The 16,351-nt window shown below is 45.7% G+C and carries 17 protein-coding genes; 12 read left to right on the forward strand and 5 right to left on the reverse strand.

All coding sequences use genetic code 11. From position 1 onward, the window contains the following. The 7 genes from fliE to B9N89_RS25300 all read left to right on the forward strand — a co-directional run bounded on the left by fliE (nucleotide 1) and on the right by B9N89_RS25300 (nucleotide 7,004). Nucleotides 1–342, forward strand: coding sequence for a flagellar hook-basal body complex protein FliE (gene fliE, locus B9N89_RS25270; protein ID WP_200820788.1), 342 nt, complete (start codon nucleotides 1–3; stop codon nucleotides 340–342). Between the two features lie 15 nt (nucleotides 343–357). Further along, a complete protein-coding gene (gene fliF, locus B9N89_RS25275; protein ID WP_132323991.1) occupies nucleotides 358–1,977 on the forward strand; it encodes a flagellar basal-body MS-ring/collar protein FliF in 1,620 nt (539 codons plus the stop codon). A gap of 9 nt (nucleotides 1,978–1,986) precedes the next feature. After that, a complete protein-coding gene (locus tag B9N89_RS25280) occupies nucleotides 1,987–3,327 on the forward strand; it encodes a FliH/SctL family protein (protein WP_132323993.1) in 1,341 nt (446 codons plus the stop codon). 6 nt (nucleotides 3,328–3,333) lie between these two features. After that, on the forward strand, nucleotides 3,334–4,725 hold the full coding sequence (locus B9N89_RS25285; protein ID WP_132323995.1) for a FliI/YscN family ATPase: 1,392 nt from the start codon (nucleotides 3,334–3,336) through the stop codon (nucleotides 4,723–4,725). Beyond that, on the forward strand, nucleotides 4,722–5,171 hold the full coding sequence (locus B9N89_RS25290) for a hypothetical protein (protein WP_132323997.1): 450 nt from the start codon (nucleotides 4,722–4,724) through the stop codon (nucleotides 5,169–5,171). Before B9N89_RS25285 ends, B9N89_RS25290 begins: the two co-directional genes overlap by 4 nt. Nucleotides 5,172–5,183: 12 nt before the next feature. Then, nucleotides 5,184–5,927 (forward strand): MotE family protein, encoded by a 744-nt coding sequence (locus B9N89_RS25295; RefSeq protein ID WP_132323999.1) that lies wholly within the window; start codon nucleotides 5,184–5,186, stop codon nucleotides 5,925–5,927. A 129-nt stretch (nucleotides 5,928–6,056) separates the two neighbouring features. Then, the gene (locus B9N89_RS25300; RefSeq protein ID WP_132324001.1) at nucleotides 6,057–7,004 is read left to right on the forward strand and encodes a lysophospholipid acyltransferase family protein; all 948 of its coding nucleotides are present in this window, start codon (nucleotides 6,057–6,059) and stop codon (nucleotides 7,002–7,004) included. Here B9N89_RS25300 and B9N89_RS25305 read toward each other — a convergent pair. After that, nucleotides 6,988–7,848: a hypothetical protein gene (locus B9N89_RS25305; RefSeq protein WP_132324003.1), complete on the reverse strand. Its 861-nt coding sequence runs from the start codon at nucleotides 7,846–7,848 to the stop codon at nucleotides 6,988–6,990. The two genes, B9N89_RS25300 and B9N89_RS25305, sit on opposite strands and share 17 nt — an antisense overlap. Beyond that, nucleotides 7,820–8,482: a hypothetical protein gene (locus B9N89_RS25310; protein ID WP_132324005.1), complete on the reverse strand. Its 663-nt coding sequence runs from the start codon at nucleotides 8,480–8,482 to the stop codon at nucleotides 7,820–7,822. The genes B9N89_RS25305 and B9N89_RS25310 overlap by 29 nt, the downstream gene beginning before the upstream one ends. Nucleotides 8,483–8,606: 124 nt before the next feature. Here B9N89_RS25310 and fmt point away from each other — a divergent pair, with 124 nt between their 5' ends. The 3 genes from fmt to B9N89_RS25325 are packed head-to-tail and all read left to right on the forward strand — an operon-like array spanning nucleotide 8,607 to nucleotide 10,429. After that, a complete protein-coding gene (fmt, locus tag B9N89_RS25315) occupies nucleotides 8,607–9,557 on the forward strand; it encodes a methionyl-tRNA formyltransferase (protein WP_132324007.1) in 951 nt (316 codons plus the stop codon). Continuing rightward, nucleotides 9,550–10,170: a formyltransferase family protein gene (locus B9N89_RS25320; protein ID WP_159455630.1), complete on the forward strand. Its 621-nt coding sequence runs from the start codon at nucleotides 9,550–9,552 to the stop codon at nucleotides 10,168–10,170. Before fmt ends, B9N89_RS25320 begins: the two co-directional genes overlap by 8 nt. After that, entirely contained in the window at nucleotides 10,163–10,429 is a 267-nt protein-coding gene (locus B9N89_RS25325; protein WP_132324011.1) for a hypothetical protein, read from the forward strand. Before B9N89_RS25320 ends, B9N89_RS25325 begins: the two co-directional genes overlap by 8 nt. 25 nt (nucleotides 10,430–10,454) lie before the next feature. Here B9N89_RS25325 and B9N89_RS25330 read toward each other — a convergent pair whose 3' ends face one another. Continuing rightward, a complete protein-coding gene (locus tag B9N89_RS25330; RefSeq protein WP_132324013.1) occupies nucleotides 10,455–11,474 on the reverse strand; it encodes a hypothetical protein in 1,020 nt (339 codons plus the stop codon). Between the two features lie 255 nt (nucleotides 11,475–11,729). Here B9N89_RS25330 and B9N89_RS25335 point away from each other — a divergent pair, with 255 nt between their 5' ends. Then, a complete protein-coding gene (locus tag B9N89_RS25335) occupies nucleotides 11,730–13,340 on the forward strand; it encodes a ChaN family lipoprotein (protein ID WP_132324015.1) in 1,611 nt (536 codons plus the stop codon). 13 nt (nucleotides 13,341–13,353) lie between these two features. Here the strand turns inward: B9N89_RS25335 and B9N89_RS25340 are convergent, their stop codons facing one another. After that, nucleotides 13,354–13,758 carry a hypothetical protein gene (locus B9N89_RS25340; protein ID WP_132324017.1) on the reverse strand — a complete coding sequence of 135 codons (405 nt, stop codon included), beginning with the start codon at nucleotides 13,756–13,758 and terminating at the stop codon, nucleotides 13,354–13,356. 249 nt (nucleotides 13,759–14,007) lie between these two features. On the opposite strand from B9N89_RS25340, the gene B9N89_RS25345 reads away from it, so the two are divergent. Next, nucleotides 14,008–14,475 (forward strand): hypothetical protein, encoded by a 468-nt coding sequence (locus tag B9N89_RS25345; protein ID WP_132324019.1) that lies wholly within the window; start codon nucleotides 14,008–14,010, stop codon nucleotides 14,473–14,475. A 6-nt stretch (nucleotides 14,476–14,481) separates the two neighbouring features. Here B9N89_RS25345 and B9N89_RS25350 read toward each other — a convergent pair whose 3' ends face one another. Further along, the gene (locus B9N89_RS25350) at nucleotides 14,482–16,221 is read right to left on the reverse strand and encodes a methyl-accepting chemotaxis protein (protein ID WP_132324021.1); all 1,740 of its coding nucleotides are present in this window, start codon (nucleotides 16,219–16,221) and stop codon (nucleotides 14,482–14,484) included. Nucleotides 16,222–16,351: the final 130 nt, after the last annotated feature.

Raw genomic sequence — 16,351 nt, forward strand, 5'->3', positions numbered from 1 at the left:
ATGATGACCATTAACTCGAGAAGTTCATCTCGATTCGGTGAACAACTCCTTGCTGAATTACGGGAATTTCAATCGATCAATCGAGAAAAGGCAGCTGGCAATGTAGAAGCTAAACCCAAAGGACCGACTTTTATCGAGCACTTAGAGAACAGTGTCACCCAAGTCAATAAAGATCAGAAATTTGCCGATAAAGCAGCTACGGATCTCGCCACTGGCAAGAGCCAGAATATCCATGAAACCATGTTAGCGGTTACACAAGCAGAGCTAACATTCAACATGGCAGTTCAGGTTCGGAATAAAGCGCTCGAAGCGTATCAAGAAGTGATGAGAATGCCTGTTTAATTTCCGGAGTGAACCTTGGGTAACTTTACAGAATACCTGTCTAAACTCAGAGAGCAGCTATTTAAGTTCTGGACCTCTCTGAACACGTGGCAAAAAGCTGGTGTTGCTGCCACCATACTTTTGATTATCGGCGGGATCATGACGATCGTGCTCAATCAGGAGGAACGACAGATGTCTTACCTCTATGAGAACCTGGAGCAAGACGATGTGCAAGCTATCGCCCAAGAGCTAAAAAACCAGCAAGTTCAGGACTATGTAATTGATGACAAAGGGATTCTTGTGGCCAGTGACCAAGTCTTGCCATTGCGCCTCAAACTCGCTCAGGAAGGCCTCCCCGCCCATGGACACATCGGCTGGGAAAAATTTGATAAGCAAGACTTCACCAAAACCGAATTTGAGCAAAATGTTAACAAATTGAGAGCTATTCAAGGCGAGCTCTCACGAACAATCAAATCTATTAACGGTATAATCGGTGCTCGCGTCCACATAGTGATGCCCGAGAAGTCACTTTTCAAAGAAGATGAAAAGGAACCAACAGCAGCCGTATACGTAAAAACCTATCGCAACACATCACTATCGGAAAGACAAATCAAGGGAATCACACACCTAGTATCCCGATCGGTTGAGGGGCTTCGTCCCGAAAAAGTCACAATCGTCAATCAAGATGGCAAAATGCTAACTAAAGTTGAGATAGACGACCCCACCACAAAACTCACTAATGAAATGCTGGCTTACCGGCGCACAATCGAAAAAGAGCTGGCAGCAAAAGTAAAGGCTCTCGTTGGACGTATCGTCGGAGCCGATCGCGTTGAAGCCAAGATCGATGTGGAAGTTGACTTCACCCGTGAAGAGCAGACAATATCTGATATCGATCCAGATCGGGTTGTCGTCCTATCTTCCAATACCACCAATCAAGAAATGAAGGGTAGCGGTTTAAATCCTACTGGCATTCCGGGAGCAAAATCCAATGTTCCCGGAGAACAGGAAGAACTTGCCATCAATTCCAATAGCAATCAAAGCACGCGGAATACAGAGAGACTCAACTATGAAATCGCAAAGCAGCATCGCCACCGCATTCTGCCTGTGGGGACAATCAAGCGAATTTCAGCAGCTGTAATTGTTGATGGCACCCAAGTCTACCCCGCCGATGGAACAGCTCCAGAATTTGAAGCACGAACTCCTGAAGAGATGAAAAAAATCGAAGATCTAGTCAAATCCGCTATCGGATTCAAGCAAAACCGAGACGAGGTAACCGTTCACAACGTCCTCTTCGAACTGGCTCCTATGCAGGTTGAGGCGTTACGTGAAAAGAAGAAAGAGAATCGAAAATATATTTCTACACTGGTGCTTTCCAGTGTCATAGCCCTTGCTCTGGTGTTCTTCTTCGCCTTCATCGTTCGACCCTACTTTCGCTGGCTATCCTATGACCCTGAGCGCAAGCAAAAAGAAGCCATCGTCGAAGAATTCAAGCCCGATTTGGAGATGGGCGGAATGTCTAATGTCCAGGTTAAGGAAGATGTTCCCTTCGAAAAGCTTAGTCCACAGGAGCAGATTCTATATCTTGCGAAGAACGAACCAGCGAGAACAACAGAGGCTATTCGCATTCTTCTTAACCCACATCAGTCAAATCGATAGAAGGGACCTATGGAAGAGTCACACGTCAGGCTGCGAAAGGGCCGCTTCATAAAAAAAGATGATCCCATCTGTGAAGCACTTTCGATCACGAATTTCAATCTGATGGAAATCTGCGAAACACACATAACATACGCAGATAACGTAGACGCAAATATCATTCACACAAAACTTCACCTTGACGAAGACCTTGATGTTGGAGTGAAGGTACCAAGGGAGATCGAGTCCATATTTGAGCCGGCGGAGTATCGCCCTGTGATCAAGCCACTCGATTTTACCCAAGAATGGATCAAACAACGAAAACGCATGCACAGTCGATCAGCCCGATTGGATGAAGAGGATGAGATCGACTTAGAAATGGAGAATATTGCTCGTAAACTCCGCAAAAAATTTAGCAAGCAACTGAAAAAGCAGGAAGCTGCTTCCGAGGAGCAGGAAGTTAAGAAGATTGGCGACGAACTTTCCTTTGAAGAAACAATCGATGAAAATCCAGTCGTAAAAGGGGACTCATCCCCGCGTAAGAAAGCTGGCCTGTCGCTCCCAAATATGAAAAAAAAGATGGCTGAAGAAGGTCTTCCCCCTTTGAACCCCGACGAAACTTTCGCCGGGGTTCCTACTTCAGCATCGCAACAGATTTCAGATGACGAACCTCTTGCTGCTGACCCCAGTTCTACATCTTTCAAAGAGGTTGGAGAGGCCATCAATCAGATAGCTCCTGAGATCCCCGCTATGCCTTCGTTGCCACGAGATCCACATATTAGCGATGAGGAGGGTTTTGTTCCTATGTCACCAGCCGTATCATCCCCTCCCCCAATGCCTCAGGAGGATAAGGAAGAAGCCATTGAGAAAGCCAAGTCCAAAGGTTATGAAGATGGATACAAGATTGGTGAAGAAAAAGCCATGATCGTGATTCAAGAAAAAGTAAATCAAATTCTGGATGAATTTAGCAAAATGATTCATGAGTTTGAAGGCATGAAGTCGAATATCCTCGTTAGCGCTCAAGAAAACTTTCAAACGATTTGTCAGTCAATGATGGAGTCACTGCTCCAGCGGGAGTTTCAAATGAACCCTAAGTCTTTTGAAACCATTATTGAGCGAGCCATCGCAGAAGCAGTACCCGATGACGAGTTCAAGGTTTTGGTCAGCCAAGACACTTATGACCGTGTGAAAGACGATGTCAGCGATTCCTTGAAAGGCCGTCTCAAGGTGGATCAAGGTATGAAAGAAGGCAATTTCAAAATCGAATCAAAACTCTCTGTTGTTGATGGCAATATCAGCCAAATTATAGAAGACCTTTTAGATCAAGCCGATATTGAACTATTTGATAAGCATTCTGATGATAAAGTAGGCTAAGCATATATGTCTCAACCCATCCATACAAAATCTTTTAACAGCCGTGAGCTGAAATCGGCGTTTCGGAAAATCAACTGGTCTTATCAGGGTCAGGTTTGCGAAATCGTTGGTACCATCGTTGAAGCGATTCTACCCAACAGCCAGCTAGGGACAATCGTTGAAATTTCGTCCCAAAATGGGCGTTCAATTTTAGCGGAGGTTGTTGGCTTTCGTAAGGATCGAGTTCTGCTGCTTCCCTATACTCACCTTACGGGAATAGCCCCTGGCGCCAGGATTCAACCCCTAAAATCATTTACCCACGTACCAGTGGGGCAGCATCTTCTTGGCCAAGTTCTGGATGCGTTTATGAATCCCCTCACCCCGGAAGAAGAGCATCCTCAGAACCGACAGATTAGTTACTACGACATCGATAAAGAATGCCCAAACCCCCTTGAAAGAAAAAGGATCGAAGAGCCATTGGGCTTAGGAGTAAGAGCCATCGATGGGCTGCTAACTTTTGGCCAGGGTCAAAGGATCGGTATCATGGCTGGTTCAGGGGTTGGCAAAAGCGTTCTCATGGGCATGATAGCCAAGGATAGTGATGCCGATGTGAACGTTATCGCCCTCATTGGAGAACGAGGCCGCGAAGTTCGGGAGTTTATCGAGCGGGACTTAGGCCCTGAAGGCTTAAAGAACTCGGTTGTCATAGCGGTTACTAGTGATCAATCGCCCCTGATGAGAATTCGTGGCGCAAAGGTTGCCACTTCCATAGCAGAGTACTTTTCCGATCAAGGTAAGAATGTCATGTTAATGATCGATAGCCTAACTCGCGTCGCCATGGCTCAACGAGAGATTGGCAACTCGATCGGCGAACCTCCTACCACCAAAGGCTATACGCCATCAGTATTTTCCCTCTTGCCAAAACTACTTGAGCGAGCTGGCCCTCAACCAGCAGGTGCAGGTTCTATAAGCGGCCTCTACACGGTACTCGTCGATGGCGATGACTTCAACGATCCGATTGCGGATGCCGTGCGTTCCATCCTTGATGGACATATCAATCTATCGCGAGACCTGGCTTCAAAAGGCCACTTTCCAGCCATTGATATTCCTACTAGCGCCTCCCGAGTGATGACTGACGTAGTATCAGACCACCACCTAAAGCTTGCTCGTAAGGCAAAAGAACTGATAGCAACTTATAATGAAAACTTCGATCTCGTGCAGATCGGAGCATACCAGGAAGGTAGCAACCCTAAGCTGGACGAAGCCCTGACTCTCATGCCTTTCATCAATCAGTACTTAAAACAGAGTACCCAAGACCACAGTGATCTACCTAAGGCCATTGATGCCTTGGCGCGGGCCCTATCTGGCCAACCCATTCACCAACTTGAGCCTATTGCAGATTACCAGGAGCATTCATGAAGTCCCTAGAGAAAAAGATCAAAAAAACTGAGCTACTCATCAAGGCCCGCAAGGCTCAACTGGATACTGAATCCCAAAGCCTTGCCCTGATTCGCCAACGTAAAATTGCGCAACTACAGGAGCTCGATCGCCATCAAAAGAATTACATTAACGGCGTCAACGACCTTAATATCGAACGACAAACTGGTGATAGACGAATGCTCAGCACCATTGAGCGAAGTGTCGATCATTCGAAATCCCAGTGGTACAAGAGCCTACGTGAAGTTAAGACCTGGGAAGAGAAAGAGAAACAACAAATCGAACAGGTGCTCTTAGCCCAACGGAACCTAAAATCAATGGAAAAAGTTCAGGAAAACCACTTTCAAGCCCTCAAAAAGGAAGTCGATGTTCGGGAGCAAAAGGAAATGGACGATCTTTCTGTTCAGCGCTTTGCCCGCAATCGCTAGAAAGGACGATCGATGATAAGTCTGCTGACTGAACATGGAGTCAAGCTCATATTCCTCGTCAAAATCCTGATTCTATCGGTGATTCTGATTGATGAAACCGACCTTTTCTATATTGGCGAGAGAACTTCTATTGCAGCAGATGATGACAATCTGGCCCAAAACGCTCAAGAAATACCTGCTGATGATCAGGAATTTGTCGACGAGGAAACCAGTCGCCGCAAGAGCTTCTTTGAGGAGCTTCTCACCTTGCCTAAAGTTAAGCCCGAGCAGAATAAGAAAGATGAGTTGGCAAAATATTTCTCCATCATCGAGCGAAAAAGCCGCCAAGTAGAAGATCGCATCAAAGTTCTGAAAGTGCGTCAACAACAGCTGGTTCAGTTAGAGAGATCCATAGAGCAGAAGCTCAAGAAGTTGGAAGACGAGATGGCCTACTTCCAACAGACACAACAACAAGAAAAAGACCTCCAAAAAGAACGCCTTGAAAGCTTGGTCGAATTTTATAAAAAGATGCCCCCTAAGAAAGCGGCACCGGTATTCGAGCGGCTAGATAAGGATCTCGTGGTCTCGCTGTTCAATGCTTTCCCCAAAAAGCAGACCATGCTTATTCTATCTCTCATGAACCCTGATAAATCTGTCGAGCTATCAGAGTACTTTGGCCGCATTCAGTCAGCCAAAGAGTACGAGCTTCTCAAGGAGATCAACACAGCACTTCTTGAAGAGTTTGAAGAGTGTAAGACAGAACCAAAGATTGAGTGACGCACCTCTCATAGCCGGCACTGGGCTTTGATCCAGCCTTTACAAAATCCTCTAAAATAGTCAATCTAGGGGGCAATTACCGTGCGAATCGCGAGCATCCCTGATTCACCGTTCACATTAGAGGATTTTATGAGTGTTGTTAGATACTTAGACACCAGTTCCCAAACTCCGCCACAGACTTTTCTAGCGAGTCTTTGGGGGGGATTCCTTGGACTTCTCATTTTTGTCCCCCTTCTGGTAATTAATGTCTTTCAAATGCTCTCAACTTTGCTAATCCCTATAAGCCCCAGCGTCTTTCGCAAGACAAACCGATTTATTGCTAATTATTACTGGGGTTTCTTGGTCTTGATCTTTGAAAAGGTCAACAAGATTCGGGTCGACATCACGGGGGATGAGATTCCACCTCAGGAAAATGCCGTGGTCGACTGCAATCATCAGAATATTGCAGACATTCCCATCCTTATGGTTCTTGCCTGGCGCAAAGACCGTCTCGGCGACCTCAAATTTTTTGTTAAGGATGTTATCAAATATGTACCCGGTCCCGGCTGGGGAATGATCTTCCTCGACTGTATCTTCGTCAAGCGCAATTGGCTTAGCGACAAGGAAAAAATCGATGCCACCTTTCACAAGTTTAAAGTGAATAAGACCCCTCTTTGGATCGTTTCTTTTTTAGAGGGCACCCGAATCACTGCGTCGAAGCTTGAAAAAAGTCAGGCGTTTATGAAGCGCAAAGGACTCCCTATTACCCAGCATGTGATGGCACCTCGTACCAAGGGATTCATAGCGTCCGTAAATTCAATGAGAAAAGAACTCGACGCCGTATACAATGTCACCATTTATTATCCAGAAGGCATCCCATCTCTATGGCAATTACTCAAAGGGGACTGCAAGACGATTCGCATGCATGTGAAACGAACAGCCATCGATAGGGTTCCAGAGCCAGAAGCTGAGCTTGAACAATGGGTGATCGATGCCTACGTTGAGAAGGATAAGCTTCTGGGTAATCTTAAAAAGGCTAATCCACTGGAACCAGACAGCTCCGAGGAACACAGTCCGCCGATTAAAGTTCGTTCTTAACACTAAGTCTCTGACTCCACTTCCGTGCCCTTAAAGCGGTTAAGAGTTCAAGCCATCGAGGGAGTTGCACAAAGAGAGCAAGGCAGGCAACTCCGGATAGCAGAACCCGAAGATCACCGTGCAGGTAATCGCTAAAGTGGGACGATAAGATATTGCCCAAGGACGGATCAGGCTCCTGAACCCCAAAGCCGAGATAGCTTAGGGAAACCTCTGCCATCACAGCTAGGCTCAAGCAACGACACCATTGAGACCCGAGAGCCCCAAGCCAGTGGCCTCGTATCCCATAAGCCCATACTCGGGAAAGCACGCAACCACCTAGAGACTCCTGTGCCTGCCAGTAACCAAGGTTTTTAGATTCCGAAAACAACGTTCGAATCGAAAAACATCCGTTGGAAGCCATAACCAAGCTACAAGCCACGAGCAATCCTTTGAGCCCTGGGGATTCTAGCAAGAGCGCCAATAGAAAAATAAGCAAGAAGATGGGAATTCCCGCCAGTAAAGCCACACTAGCATCGATCAAACTTGTGAATGGCTTAAAGTACGGCCGTTCTTCCAAGAAACATAGGACGGAACCAAGCCACCAACCCAAAAGGAGACTCAGGCTGACTGTGCCCCAAATCACTGGAATCGTCGCCCGCAGAGCTGTACCGAGGCGTACAAGCAGATCGCGGCCCAAGTGGTCTGTTCCAAGAGGATGAGCCCATGATAAACTTTGATTCGCGAGTTTGAGATCAATACCTGATACAAAGATTGTCTCCCATGGTATGGCGAGGACCCCTAAGCCGACAACCACGAGGCTGAAGCGAAGGGGAACACTAAACATACTGTTCCAAACGCTTTCCAATAAGCCCTCCAAGCACTCGTTGACCCAAGCGAGCCACTAAAAACATCATGAGAAGGATCCCAAGCCCCACTCCAACTTGTTCCCAATTTTGCTCTCTCCCACCACTCCAAATCTGGTAGCCCAACCCGGGAGCGTTAAAGACACATTCAATGACTAGAAGCTCTCCAAAAATCCAAGGCAAGGATTGGGCCCAAGTTTTCAGACTTATCTCCCAAAATAAAACCCCACGCAATTGCACATTTGGATCCAGGCCTAGGGATTGAGCCATGAGGCTACAGGATCTTTGGAGCCAGATTTTGCTCGACTCCTCTAAATTACTCAAGACCGTAGCAATAAACCCAGAGCAACAAAGCAGGGCAAAGCTAGGAGGCAGAAGATAGAGCATCAATTCATAGGAGGGGAGATCTAAAGTTAAGGGAAAGATCAGGTTTTCATCCAGCCACGAAAACCCTACCATCAGCATGATCGGAGCTAAAACCAAACTTGGAAGTTGCAAAGCCGTTGCCACAGCCCTCACGCAGCGAAGAACTAAGCTATGTCCCCCTTCATGAAGGCGAAGCGCTGCCAAACAGAATCCATTGCCAAGAATGAAAATCCAGAAGATGATTCCCAAGCTAATACTAATAGGTGACATGGCCCCTCCAACCACATCATTTTAGCATGCAAATACCATCCTCGCGAGGTCGCCATTGAAAAGCTTAGGAAAAACCTATAGGTTTGGGGATCTACGGGCCAATATCACCGTGAGGAATTAAGAAATGCGAATTATTTTCATGGGTTCACCAAAAGAAGTGATCACTCCTTGCCAGATGTTGATGGAGTTTTGTCAATCCACAGATCACGATCTGATTGCGGTTGTAAGCCAACCTGCAAAACCCGCTGGTCGTCGGAAAAAGCTAAGTGATCCTCCCCTTGCCACTTGGGCCCTGGAGCAAGGTATTAAGGTCATTCAGCCAGCAAAGGCGCGAGATCCTCAGTTTCTCGAAGATCTACGAGACCTCAAGCCAGACTTGGTTATAACTGCTGCCTACGGCCAAATTCTAACCGAAGAGTTTTTAGCTATTCCCTCACGGGGCACTATCAATATTCATCCTTCACTCCTCCCTGAGTATCGAGGAGCAAGCCCGGTGCAGACGGCTCTGTTCGATGGTAGAGAAAAGACAGGAGTCACCATACTCTTTACAGTTAGGGCACTTGATTCAGGCCATATCATCGTTCAAAAGCCGGCTACCATTGAACCCCTTGAAACTGCAGACTCGCTTTTGGCAAGAATGTTCCGATTGGGTGGCGAAGCGCTCCTCGAAGCTGTGAAAGCTCTTGAAGACCCCGATTTCATAGGCACTCCACAGGATGAAAGCCAAGTTACTCACTGCCATAAATTTGAAAAAGCCAGCGGTGTTATCGATTGGAGTCTACCGAATAAAGAGATCGTCCAACGATACCAAGCCTTCAAGCCGTGGCCTGGTACATTTGCTTTCTATGGAGGCAAGAGGGTTTTGATTGAGGACTTAGAGCCGATCGAAGCAGACAACCTTTCTCTCAACACGGGAGAATTCATTTACAGCAAAGGACTCAAAGCCTTACTTGCCAAAACGAAAGATGGCTACCTGAGGCTCAATAAAGTCAAGCCCGAAGGCTCAAAGCTGATCGACGGCGCAGCATTTTGGAATGGCCTTAAACTTTCCGGAAGGGGGCAGTTCGATGTCTAAGATACCAGTCGCCGTTGCAATTTCTGGAGGTGGCCGGACCCTCAAAAACCTTCTAGAACAGCAACACAGCCGTGCCTACGAAGTTGCTGCTGTGATCAGCTCGTCCACCTTATGCGCAGGGAATCAAATAGCAATCGATCATAAGCTTCCACTACTCGTTTGCGACTTTTCAGCCAAAGGTCAGGAGCAAGCACAGACTCAAGTCGGTGACTTCCTGAATGAGCATCATATTGCTTGGATTGCACTCGCTGGATTTCTAAAACCATTTCCAGTTCTACAGGCTTTTGAGCGGCGAATTATTAACATTCACCCAGCCTTACTTCCTCGCTATGGTGGGAAGGGGATGTATGGGATGAATGTTCACCGCGCGGTCTTAGACGCCGGAGACTCAATTAGTGGAGCAACAATTCACTATGTGACAGAAAAATATGATGAAGGGCAGATCATATCTCAGGCCACCGTCGATGTATCCGATGCCCAAGATGCCGAAGGCATAGCCAAGCAAGTCTTTGCTGCCGAATGTCGCCTTTACCCCTATACTTTAGACTTATTAGTGAAAGGCGAAACTCCTGATCACCTCGTAATAGAAAGCCAGAGAAAAACCGATGACTGAAGCCTTAACTGCTGAAAACTTCCAAGAGAAAGTCTATCGATTCAGGGATCGACAGGCGGGAGTATCGATCATTTTCGACCCTGTCACCAAAAGCTACAGCTACAATGCTTATTGCTTAGAAACTAAGATCATGAAAGAGTTGTTTACAGTGGAGCACGACTATCTTGACGATGCCCTAAAGCTGATCAACGATGAGTTTGGAACCTGGGAACTCGTAGACCTAGCACCGAGTGGCTGTGGGTCTTGTGCAGCTAAGTAAAACCCACTATTCCTCCCGATCACTTCTAGAGCTTCGACCGATCCAGATAGTAGCCACCTAGCTTGCTATCTTGTTTTGGGTTCGCACCTTTAGGGATAAAGCTACAATTGACTCCGCCATTGACATCTTTGAGCCACCCACTAGCGACTAGGCTTTGCCCAATCGTTTTGCACTTCTTTTGCAGATCTTCAGCGTTATACTCCTTCTCAATCTCGACTCTTACTAACATCCCTGTATCGCTGCGGCTCAGAATGGTGCCTACATATGCGATGTTTGGATTGTTTGTGTCTGTTTGAACGGCTTTAACAACCTCTTCCTGAGAAAAAACTTTATCTCGCGCGCTAATAATGTCTTGGCGATAGTTATAAACAGCAAGGGTGCCCCCATCCAAAAGCTTTTGAGCGATATCAAAATAGATATAGGCAGACCTTTGGTTCTTGTCAGCGAGGTGGCGATTTCCAGCTTCTGTCCACTTCACCCAATCCTGGCCATTGTGGGACCACTGCTGGATGTGGAAGCCAACTACTGTCAGCACTTTGTTGGGCTTGGGTGCTATTGAAAACACCAGGCGTCCAAGCTCATTTTGCGACATCAGTTGAAAGATCACCATATACTGCTTTTGATAGCCACTGTGCGACACCAACTTCATATGGCTCGCTCTTGGGCACTCATAGAGATCCTTCTTTCGTTCTCCATCAAGAAAAGCCCAAACTCCATACACTGAGAACTGCCAGGGCTCTTGATAGCGGTGATCAAGAATTGCTTTGACCCGATCACCAAAGTCCTTTTCCACCCTCGCTCTGGGGTGAAAAAAACGGCTGAAATCTCTCCACTTCTGATTTTTTAATGCATCAAACAACTCTCCAATAAAGAGCTTCAAACCAGGGTTCTTTGGCACTTCGATACCTGGCCCCCGAGACAAAAGGTGGCAACCATCTCCCTCAAGCCCCCTCAGTGTATCTTGATAAAATGGAGCCTTGGCCTGTAAACCTTGACTATCAAGTAATAGGACCCCTAGTAGAGCCACTAAGATAAGAGATTTCATGAAGCTACCCTCGAATCCAAAATAGTTTTAGCTCATATTTTACTCCAATTAGGGAAAGACGCATAATTTTCCTAGCACCACCACCAGGTCTTCATGGCACATTTTCGTGTTATAATAGAAGAAGAATTCTCACGAGGCCTTGAGTTTCAGCCTGGAAATCAAGACCCTCTAGCCTCAGAGCTTCTATCTGGTGACCCGATCGGCCCCATATTCGGCTCAAAGCCGCGCACATCAAAAAACTGAAAGCTGTTAGGGATGAGCAAACAGACTAATTTGCGACTCTATGAATTTCATAAATCGCTTTATGAGAAGGCCCTGCAAGAAGCCTCCTCACACGCGCCTTATGACGCACCATCAGTGATCAAATATTCTAAAGAATTCTACAACTCATTACCCAAAACCTACAAACGGACCGATCTCAACACTATCCTCAAGAGACTCCATGATAGCGATATCCTGCTGTTTGGAGATTTTCACACCCACCGCCAGACCCAAAAAGGGCTGATTCGAATTCTGGAAGCTTACGGAAAGATTGACCCTGAGCGTCAAATGGTGCTCGCCATGGAGATGTTTAGAGCTACCGACCAAGAATCCATCAACGCATATCTTAGGGAGCAGATATCAGAAGATGAGCTGCTAAAGCAGTGTGACTATGACGAGCATTGGGGTTTTCCATGGGAAAACTATCGATTGGTAGTTGAGTTTGCTAGAGAAAACAGTATTCAGATCATAGGGATTAACACGGATATGGCTGGCAAAGACCGCCTGCCTAAGCGGGATCGATTCGCGGCTCATATTCTTGGTGATGTGATTCAAGGTTACCCTGAATGCCTCTGCGCCTGCCTTATTGGCGAGTATCACCTTGCCGACAATCATTTGCCAGTATATCTCGACCAAGAAATCCGATCGGTCAGAATACTTACAAATATTGATGAATTCTATTTCACAAGGGCCAACTATGAAGAGTATGCTTCAACGGAATACATCAATCTCAAGCCCAACATGTATTGTATACTGAACTCTCCTCCCTGGATCAAATGGCAGTCCTATAGCATGTGGGAAGAAATGAAATCTGCTCAGGAAGACTACGATCCGTCCATCCTATATACAGAAGAAGCCTTCGATATCGACTATCAGATCGTTTCTATCATGGGACACCTAACCGAGTTTCTAGATATTTCACTGAAGGAAAGTGACCTCTCAAATTTTCATTCCTATTGCGAACTCACCTCAAAAGATTTTACTCAGCTAAGAAATGATCGCCAGGTATCAAATTATACGAAAAGCTTAATGGAGGCCCGGCTGGCGATTGATGGAATTTTCTACATACCAGAAACACGATTCGCCCTTCTGGAGAAGCAGACTTTGAACTCAATCGCTGAGCTAGCTGGACAAATCCTGTTCTGCATTCTACATCCTCCATCTAAAGATATGACTCTAAAAGAAGCATTCACCCATCGCGTTATTATGATCAGCGCAGGAATTCTTGCCAGCAAAACCCTTAATCCAAGACGCAAATCGCCGGATATTCATCAATTTGAATCCGACCTCAAACGCATGCATCGTAAGAAACTGAGTGAAGGGGATCGTATCTATCGTGAGGCTTTACGATACACCATCAAGCTATACTATAGACTGCTTCTTGGGCGATCTCGGATCGATCTGTCAATTATCAATCGAGACATGAGAAGCAGTGGGATCTACAGCCTTATGATTGGGCAACTATTGGGTATGGAAACCTATCAATCAATCATGAACCCGAAGAAAGCCCATATCAATTTTAGCGATCTCTTTCAATTTTCCAATCAGGATATATCTATCACCAAAGTTTATCGCTCCCTTATCCGCTTCCTCTTTCAGACATAGCATCCTCATTACTCTAAACATGATAAAGCGCCCACTTTTGAATCTCGCGGTCAAAATAGAACCATTTGATATGATCCGCCCCTTTCATACGACATGCCTCTGTTAGGAACGTTCGAGACCTTGAAACAAGTTTAATCAAATTTTGATGGAGCGACTGCTTCATTCGAGGGCTTAACGAGCCCATGCTCCTTCCGTAGACGAGTTCGATCATTTGGTCCTTCGATAAAAAATGTTCGGATTGCTCAAAAAAGATCCGAACAAGCTGAGCTGTCTTTGGCCTATGACTCATAGGAATCATGATATCGCCGACTTTTAGGCCATGATTTTGATACTCGATAAACGGTTCACTTACATGAGAGCCTTCGCCCTTGAGTCTTATAAGGTCTTCAAAGTTTTCCCAAGACTTGACTTTTTCCATAATAATTTTAGTAGTTAACAACCATGCTTCAAAATCAACATTCATAGTCTAAACCTCATCTATATTGTTATCGTGCCTCTCGGCACTCTCAGACGTTAGGCGTAACATCAGCGATTCGCAAGATGCAGAACGACATAATTATTCAATGTTGAGACAGATTGAGATATGAAACTAAAGGATTCGAAAGATGTCACTGGCTAGTTCCAATTTCCTGATTTAGACATTCCACATGGAACTAAAGGGGAGTCTATGAGCGTTCGGATAAACAAATTAATGATGGTCATTTTTGTATTGGGTCTCGCTTTTCAATTGAAGGGATCGCCGGAAAACTTATTACCACGAATCTCAGGAGCTGAATTATTTTTGCAGCTTGAAATGAATGGTCTTCAAAAAGACAGTCGCACGATTGATTGGTTGTTTAACGATAGTTATTGGAATAAAAAGATGAAAGCAGTTTGGGATAAGGACTGCTACCAAGTAAAAACATCCCGCTACCTATCAAACCTAGAGACTGTTTTTAGAAGACAAAAGTTCATGGAAGTGTTCGATATCATTAAAGACAGAATTAGACCTATGAATGCGGAAATTTGCGAGGCTAGTCTACTAGAAGAAGGGAATAAAAATCATAGACACTATTTTGTTGTCTCAATCGATGACATGAGCAAGTCGCCTGAGTACCTCATATTCGAAACACGGTGGTCTGCACCCAAAGAATAGTAGCTGTTAGAAGAATAGAACGTCACCTCGATTTGCTGGATCTTCCTTATCTTCTTCCTCTTCGGTTGATGATTCTTCAGCGGCTGGTTTTTCTTCAGCCTTAGGCGCCGCTGCGGGGCTAGGAGCTGGCTCAACAGTATCATCGGGAGTATCAAATTCAAGAACCTCACCACCTGTCGCTGACTTCTTGCTAGCTGACTCTACGGCAGGTTTTGCGGGTTCCTTAGGAGCAGTGGTTTCAGCAGGGGCTGGTTGAGCTGCCGCTGGGCTTGGAGCTGCTGGCGTAGCTGGTTCGGAACGCACGAACTCAGCGCCAGCCGCCTGTTTGAATACCTGACGATCCTCGCCCATGAGGTTGAGCTTTGAAACCATCTCTTCCGCCAAACTAGAGATTCTCTTAATGGGTACAATCGCGGCTTCGATTTCTTGCCGTGTAATATCCTGAAATTGAAGACTTAGGATAATCTGATCGATATTCTGAGCAACACTTTCCGAGGACACTACGGAAGAGTCCACTAGCTTTGAGAAAACCTCTGTGGACTCGCGCGCGGTTTCTAGTAGGGATTTCACTGCTTGATTGACACTTTGCTTCTTACTCTCTGTCTTTTGACGATTGTCAGTAAGCGACTTTGAAATGGCCTCGACAGAGTCGTTAACCTTACCAACAATCTGGGTAATATCATTAGAGGCTTGATTGGTACGATCCGATAGTTTTCGAACTTCTTCGGCAACGACACTAAAACCTCGTCCATGCTCACCAGCACGAGCCGCCTCAATTGCAGCATTCAATGCCAAAAGGTTTGTCTGGTCGGAAATATACTGGATATCTTCAGTAATCTTATTAATCGTTGCTGTATTTTCTAAAATGGCTTCGATGGAGCGAGAATAGTCAAGATTCAGACGCCCATTTTCCTCAAGCATATCTGTCATATCCTGCAAGAGTTTTAGGGCTACAGAAATCACCCCAGACAGTGAGAGGCTTTCGTCGTCGTCGCCCCCACTACTACCCGAGAACTGCTTATTAATTTCATTTGATTCTTCGAGATGTTCCTGAGCTTTCTCGTAGATGTATCGAACCTTGTCACCAATCTCAATGGCCGAGGTTTCTGTATGATCAATTACAGCAGTCATTTGGTTGTGAATCTGGGGAATTAGGTCAAGAATATGCCTCAGCAGTTTCTCTTGAGCTGCAAGGTGCTCATCCCTTTCAGCTAGATGTGATTCCAACTCGCGTTTCCGTTCATTGATCGTCGAAATTTCTACATGGGCATCCATGCCCTGCAAGGAGCCGTATTTTCGATTTGCCATCTCTTCCTTGAGTTCATTCAACGAAACCCGAAGCTGGGCCAGCTCGTTATTTCGCTCTGTTATCTGAACTCTCAAGTTATTATTGTCAACTTCAGTTTCTTTCAACTTCGCTTCGAGCGAGGCTTTTTCTACCTCAAACTCCTTTTCAAGGCCTTGCTTGATAATGGCGATCTTTCGATCAAAATCTCCAGAGTCGCTTCGCCTCGCTTGCTCTACTTCAACCTTTAGCCTTTCGATCTCTTCGTGTGATATTTCATCATAAGCCTCACTTGTTTTTCTCGAAATGTAGGCGCTGTAAATGAGCAATGCCCACATAAGAAAGGCTAGAAGTGGCAGTACAAAGTTTTGAAAGCTAACCAGTGGAGCCATCGCTATTACGACTGCTGGAATGGATCCCAGTCCACCTATGAAGAAAGGATCTCTCACTAGCTTATACATGAACAACCTCTAGTGGATTATCTGTCTCGTTTTATTTTCGGCTGAGTCTTGAAGATCTTTACCAAAAAGATGATTGTTCAGGATTGGAGCAATCTTAGTCCAAGAATAGATCATTGATATTGAAGTCAAT

The sequence above is a fragment of the Pseudobacteriovorax antillogorgiicola genome (assembly GCF_900177345.1).
GTDB classification, from domain to species: Bacteria; Bdellovibrionota_B; Oligoflexia; order Oligoflexales; family Oligoflexaceae; genus Pseudobacteriovorax; species Pseudobacteriovorax antillogorgiicola.

What these genes read in the sequence shown, in the direction of transcription:
- fliE (WP_200820788.1), top strand. Translation starts at nt 1, where the DNA reads ATGATGACCATTAACTCGAGAAGTTCATCTCGATTCGGTGAACAACTC.
- B9N89_RS25280 (WP_132323993.1), top strand. Translation starts at nt 1,987, where the DNA reads ATGGAAGAGTCACACGTCAGGCTGCGAAAGGGCCGCTTCATAAAAAAA.
- B9N89_RS25285 (WP_132323995.1), top strand. Translation starts at nt 3,334, where the DNA reads ATGTCTCAACCCATCCATACAAAATCTTTTAACAGCCGTGAGCTGAAA.
- B9N89_RS25290 (WP_132323997.1), top strand. Translation starts at nt 4,722, where the DNA reads ATGAAGTCCCTAGAGAAAAAGATCAAAAAAACTGAGCTACTCATCAAG.
- B9N89_RS25295 (WP_132323999.1), top strand. Translation starts at nt 5,184, where the DNA reads ATGATAAGTCTGCTGACTGAACATGGAGTCAAGCTCATATTCCTCGTC.
- B9N89_RS25300 (WP_132324001.1), top strand. Translation starts at nt 6,057, where the DNA reads ATGAGTGTTGTTAGATACTTAGACACCAGTTCCCAAACTCCGCCACAG.
- B9N89_RS25310 (WP_132324005.1), bottom strand. Translation starts at nt 8,482, where the DNA reads ATGTCACCTATTAGTATTAGCTTGGGAATCATCTTCTGGATTTTCATT.
- fmt (WP_132324007.1), top strand. Translation starts at nt 8,607, where the DNA reads ATGCGAATTATTTTCATGGGTTCACCAAAAGAAGTGATCACTCCTTGC.
- B9N89_RS25320 (WP_159455630.1), top strand. Translation starts at nt 9,550, where the DNA reads ATGTCTAAGATACCAGTCGCCGTTGCAATTTCTGGAGGTGGCCGGACC.
- B9N89_RS25325 (WP_132324011.1), top strand. Translation starts at nt 10,163, where the DNA reads ATGACTGAAGCCTTAACTGCTGAAAACTTCCAAGAGAAAGTCTATCGA.
- B9N89_RS25330 (WP_132324013.1), bottom strand. Translation starts at nt 11,474, where the DNA reads ATGAAATCTCTTATCTTAGTGGCTCTACTAGGGGTCCTATTACTTGAT.
- B9N89_RS25335 (WP_132324015.1), top strand. Translation starts at nt 11,730, where the DNA reads ATGAGCAAACAGACTAATTTGCGACTCTATGAATTTCATAAATCGCTT.
- B9N89_RS25340 (WP_132324017.1), bottom strand. Translation starts at nt 13,758, where the DNA reads ATGGAAAAAGTCAAGTCTTGGGAAAACTTTGAAGACCTTATAAGACTC.
- B9N89_RS25345 (WP_132324019.1), top strand. Translation starts at nt 14,008, where the DNA reads ATGAGCGTTCGGATAAACAAATTAATGATGGTCATTTTTGTATTGGGT.
- B9N89_RS25350 (WP_132324021.1), bottom strand. Translation starts at nt 16,221, where the DNA reads ATGTATAAGCTAGTGAGAGATCCTTTCTTCATAGGTGGACTGGGATCC.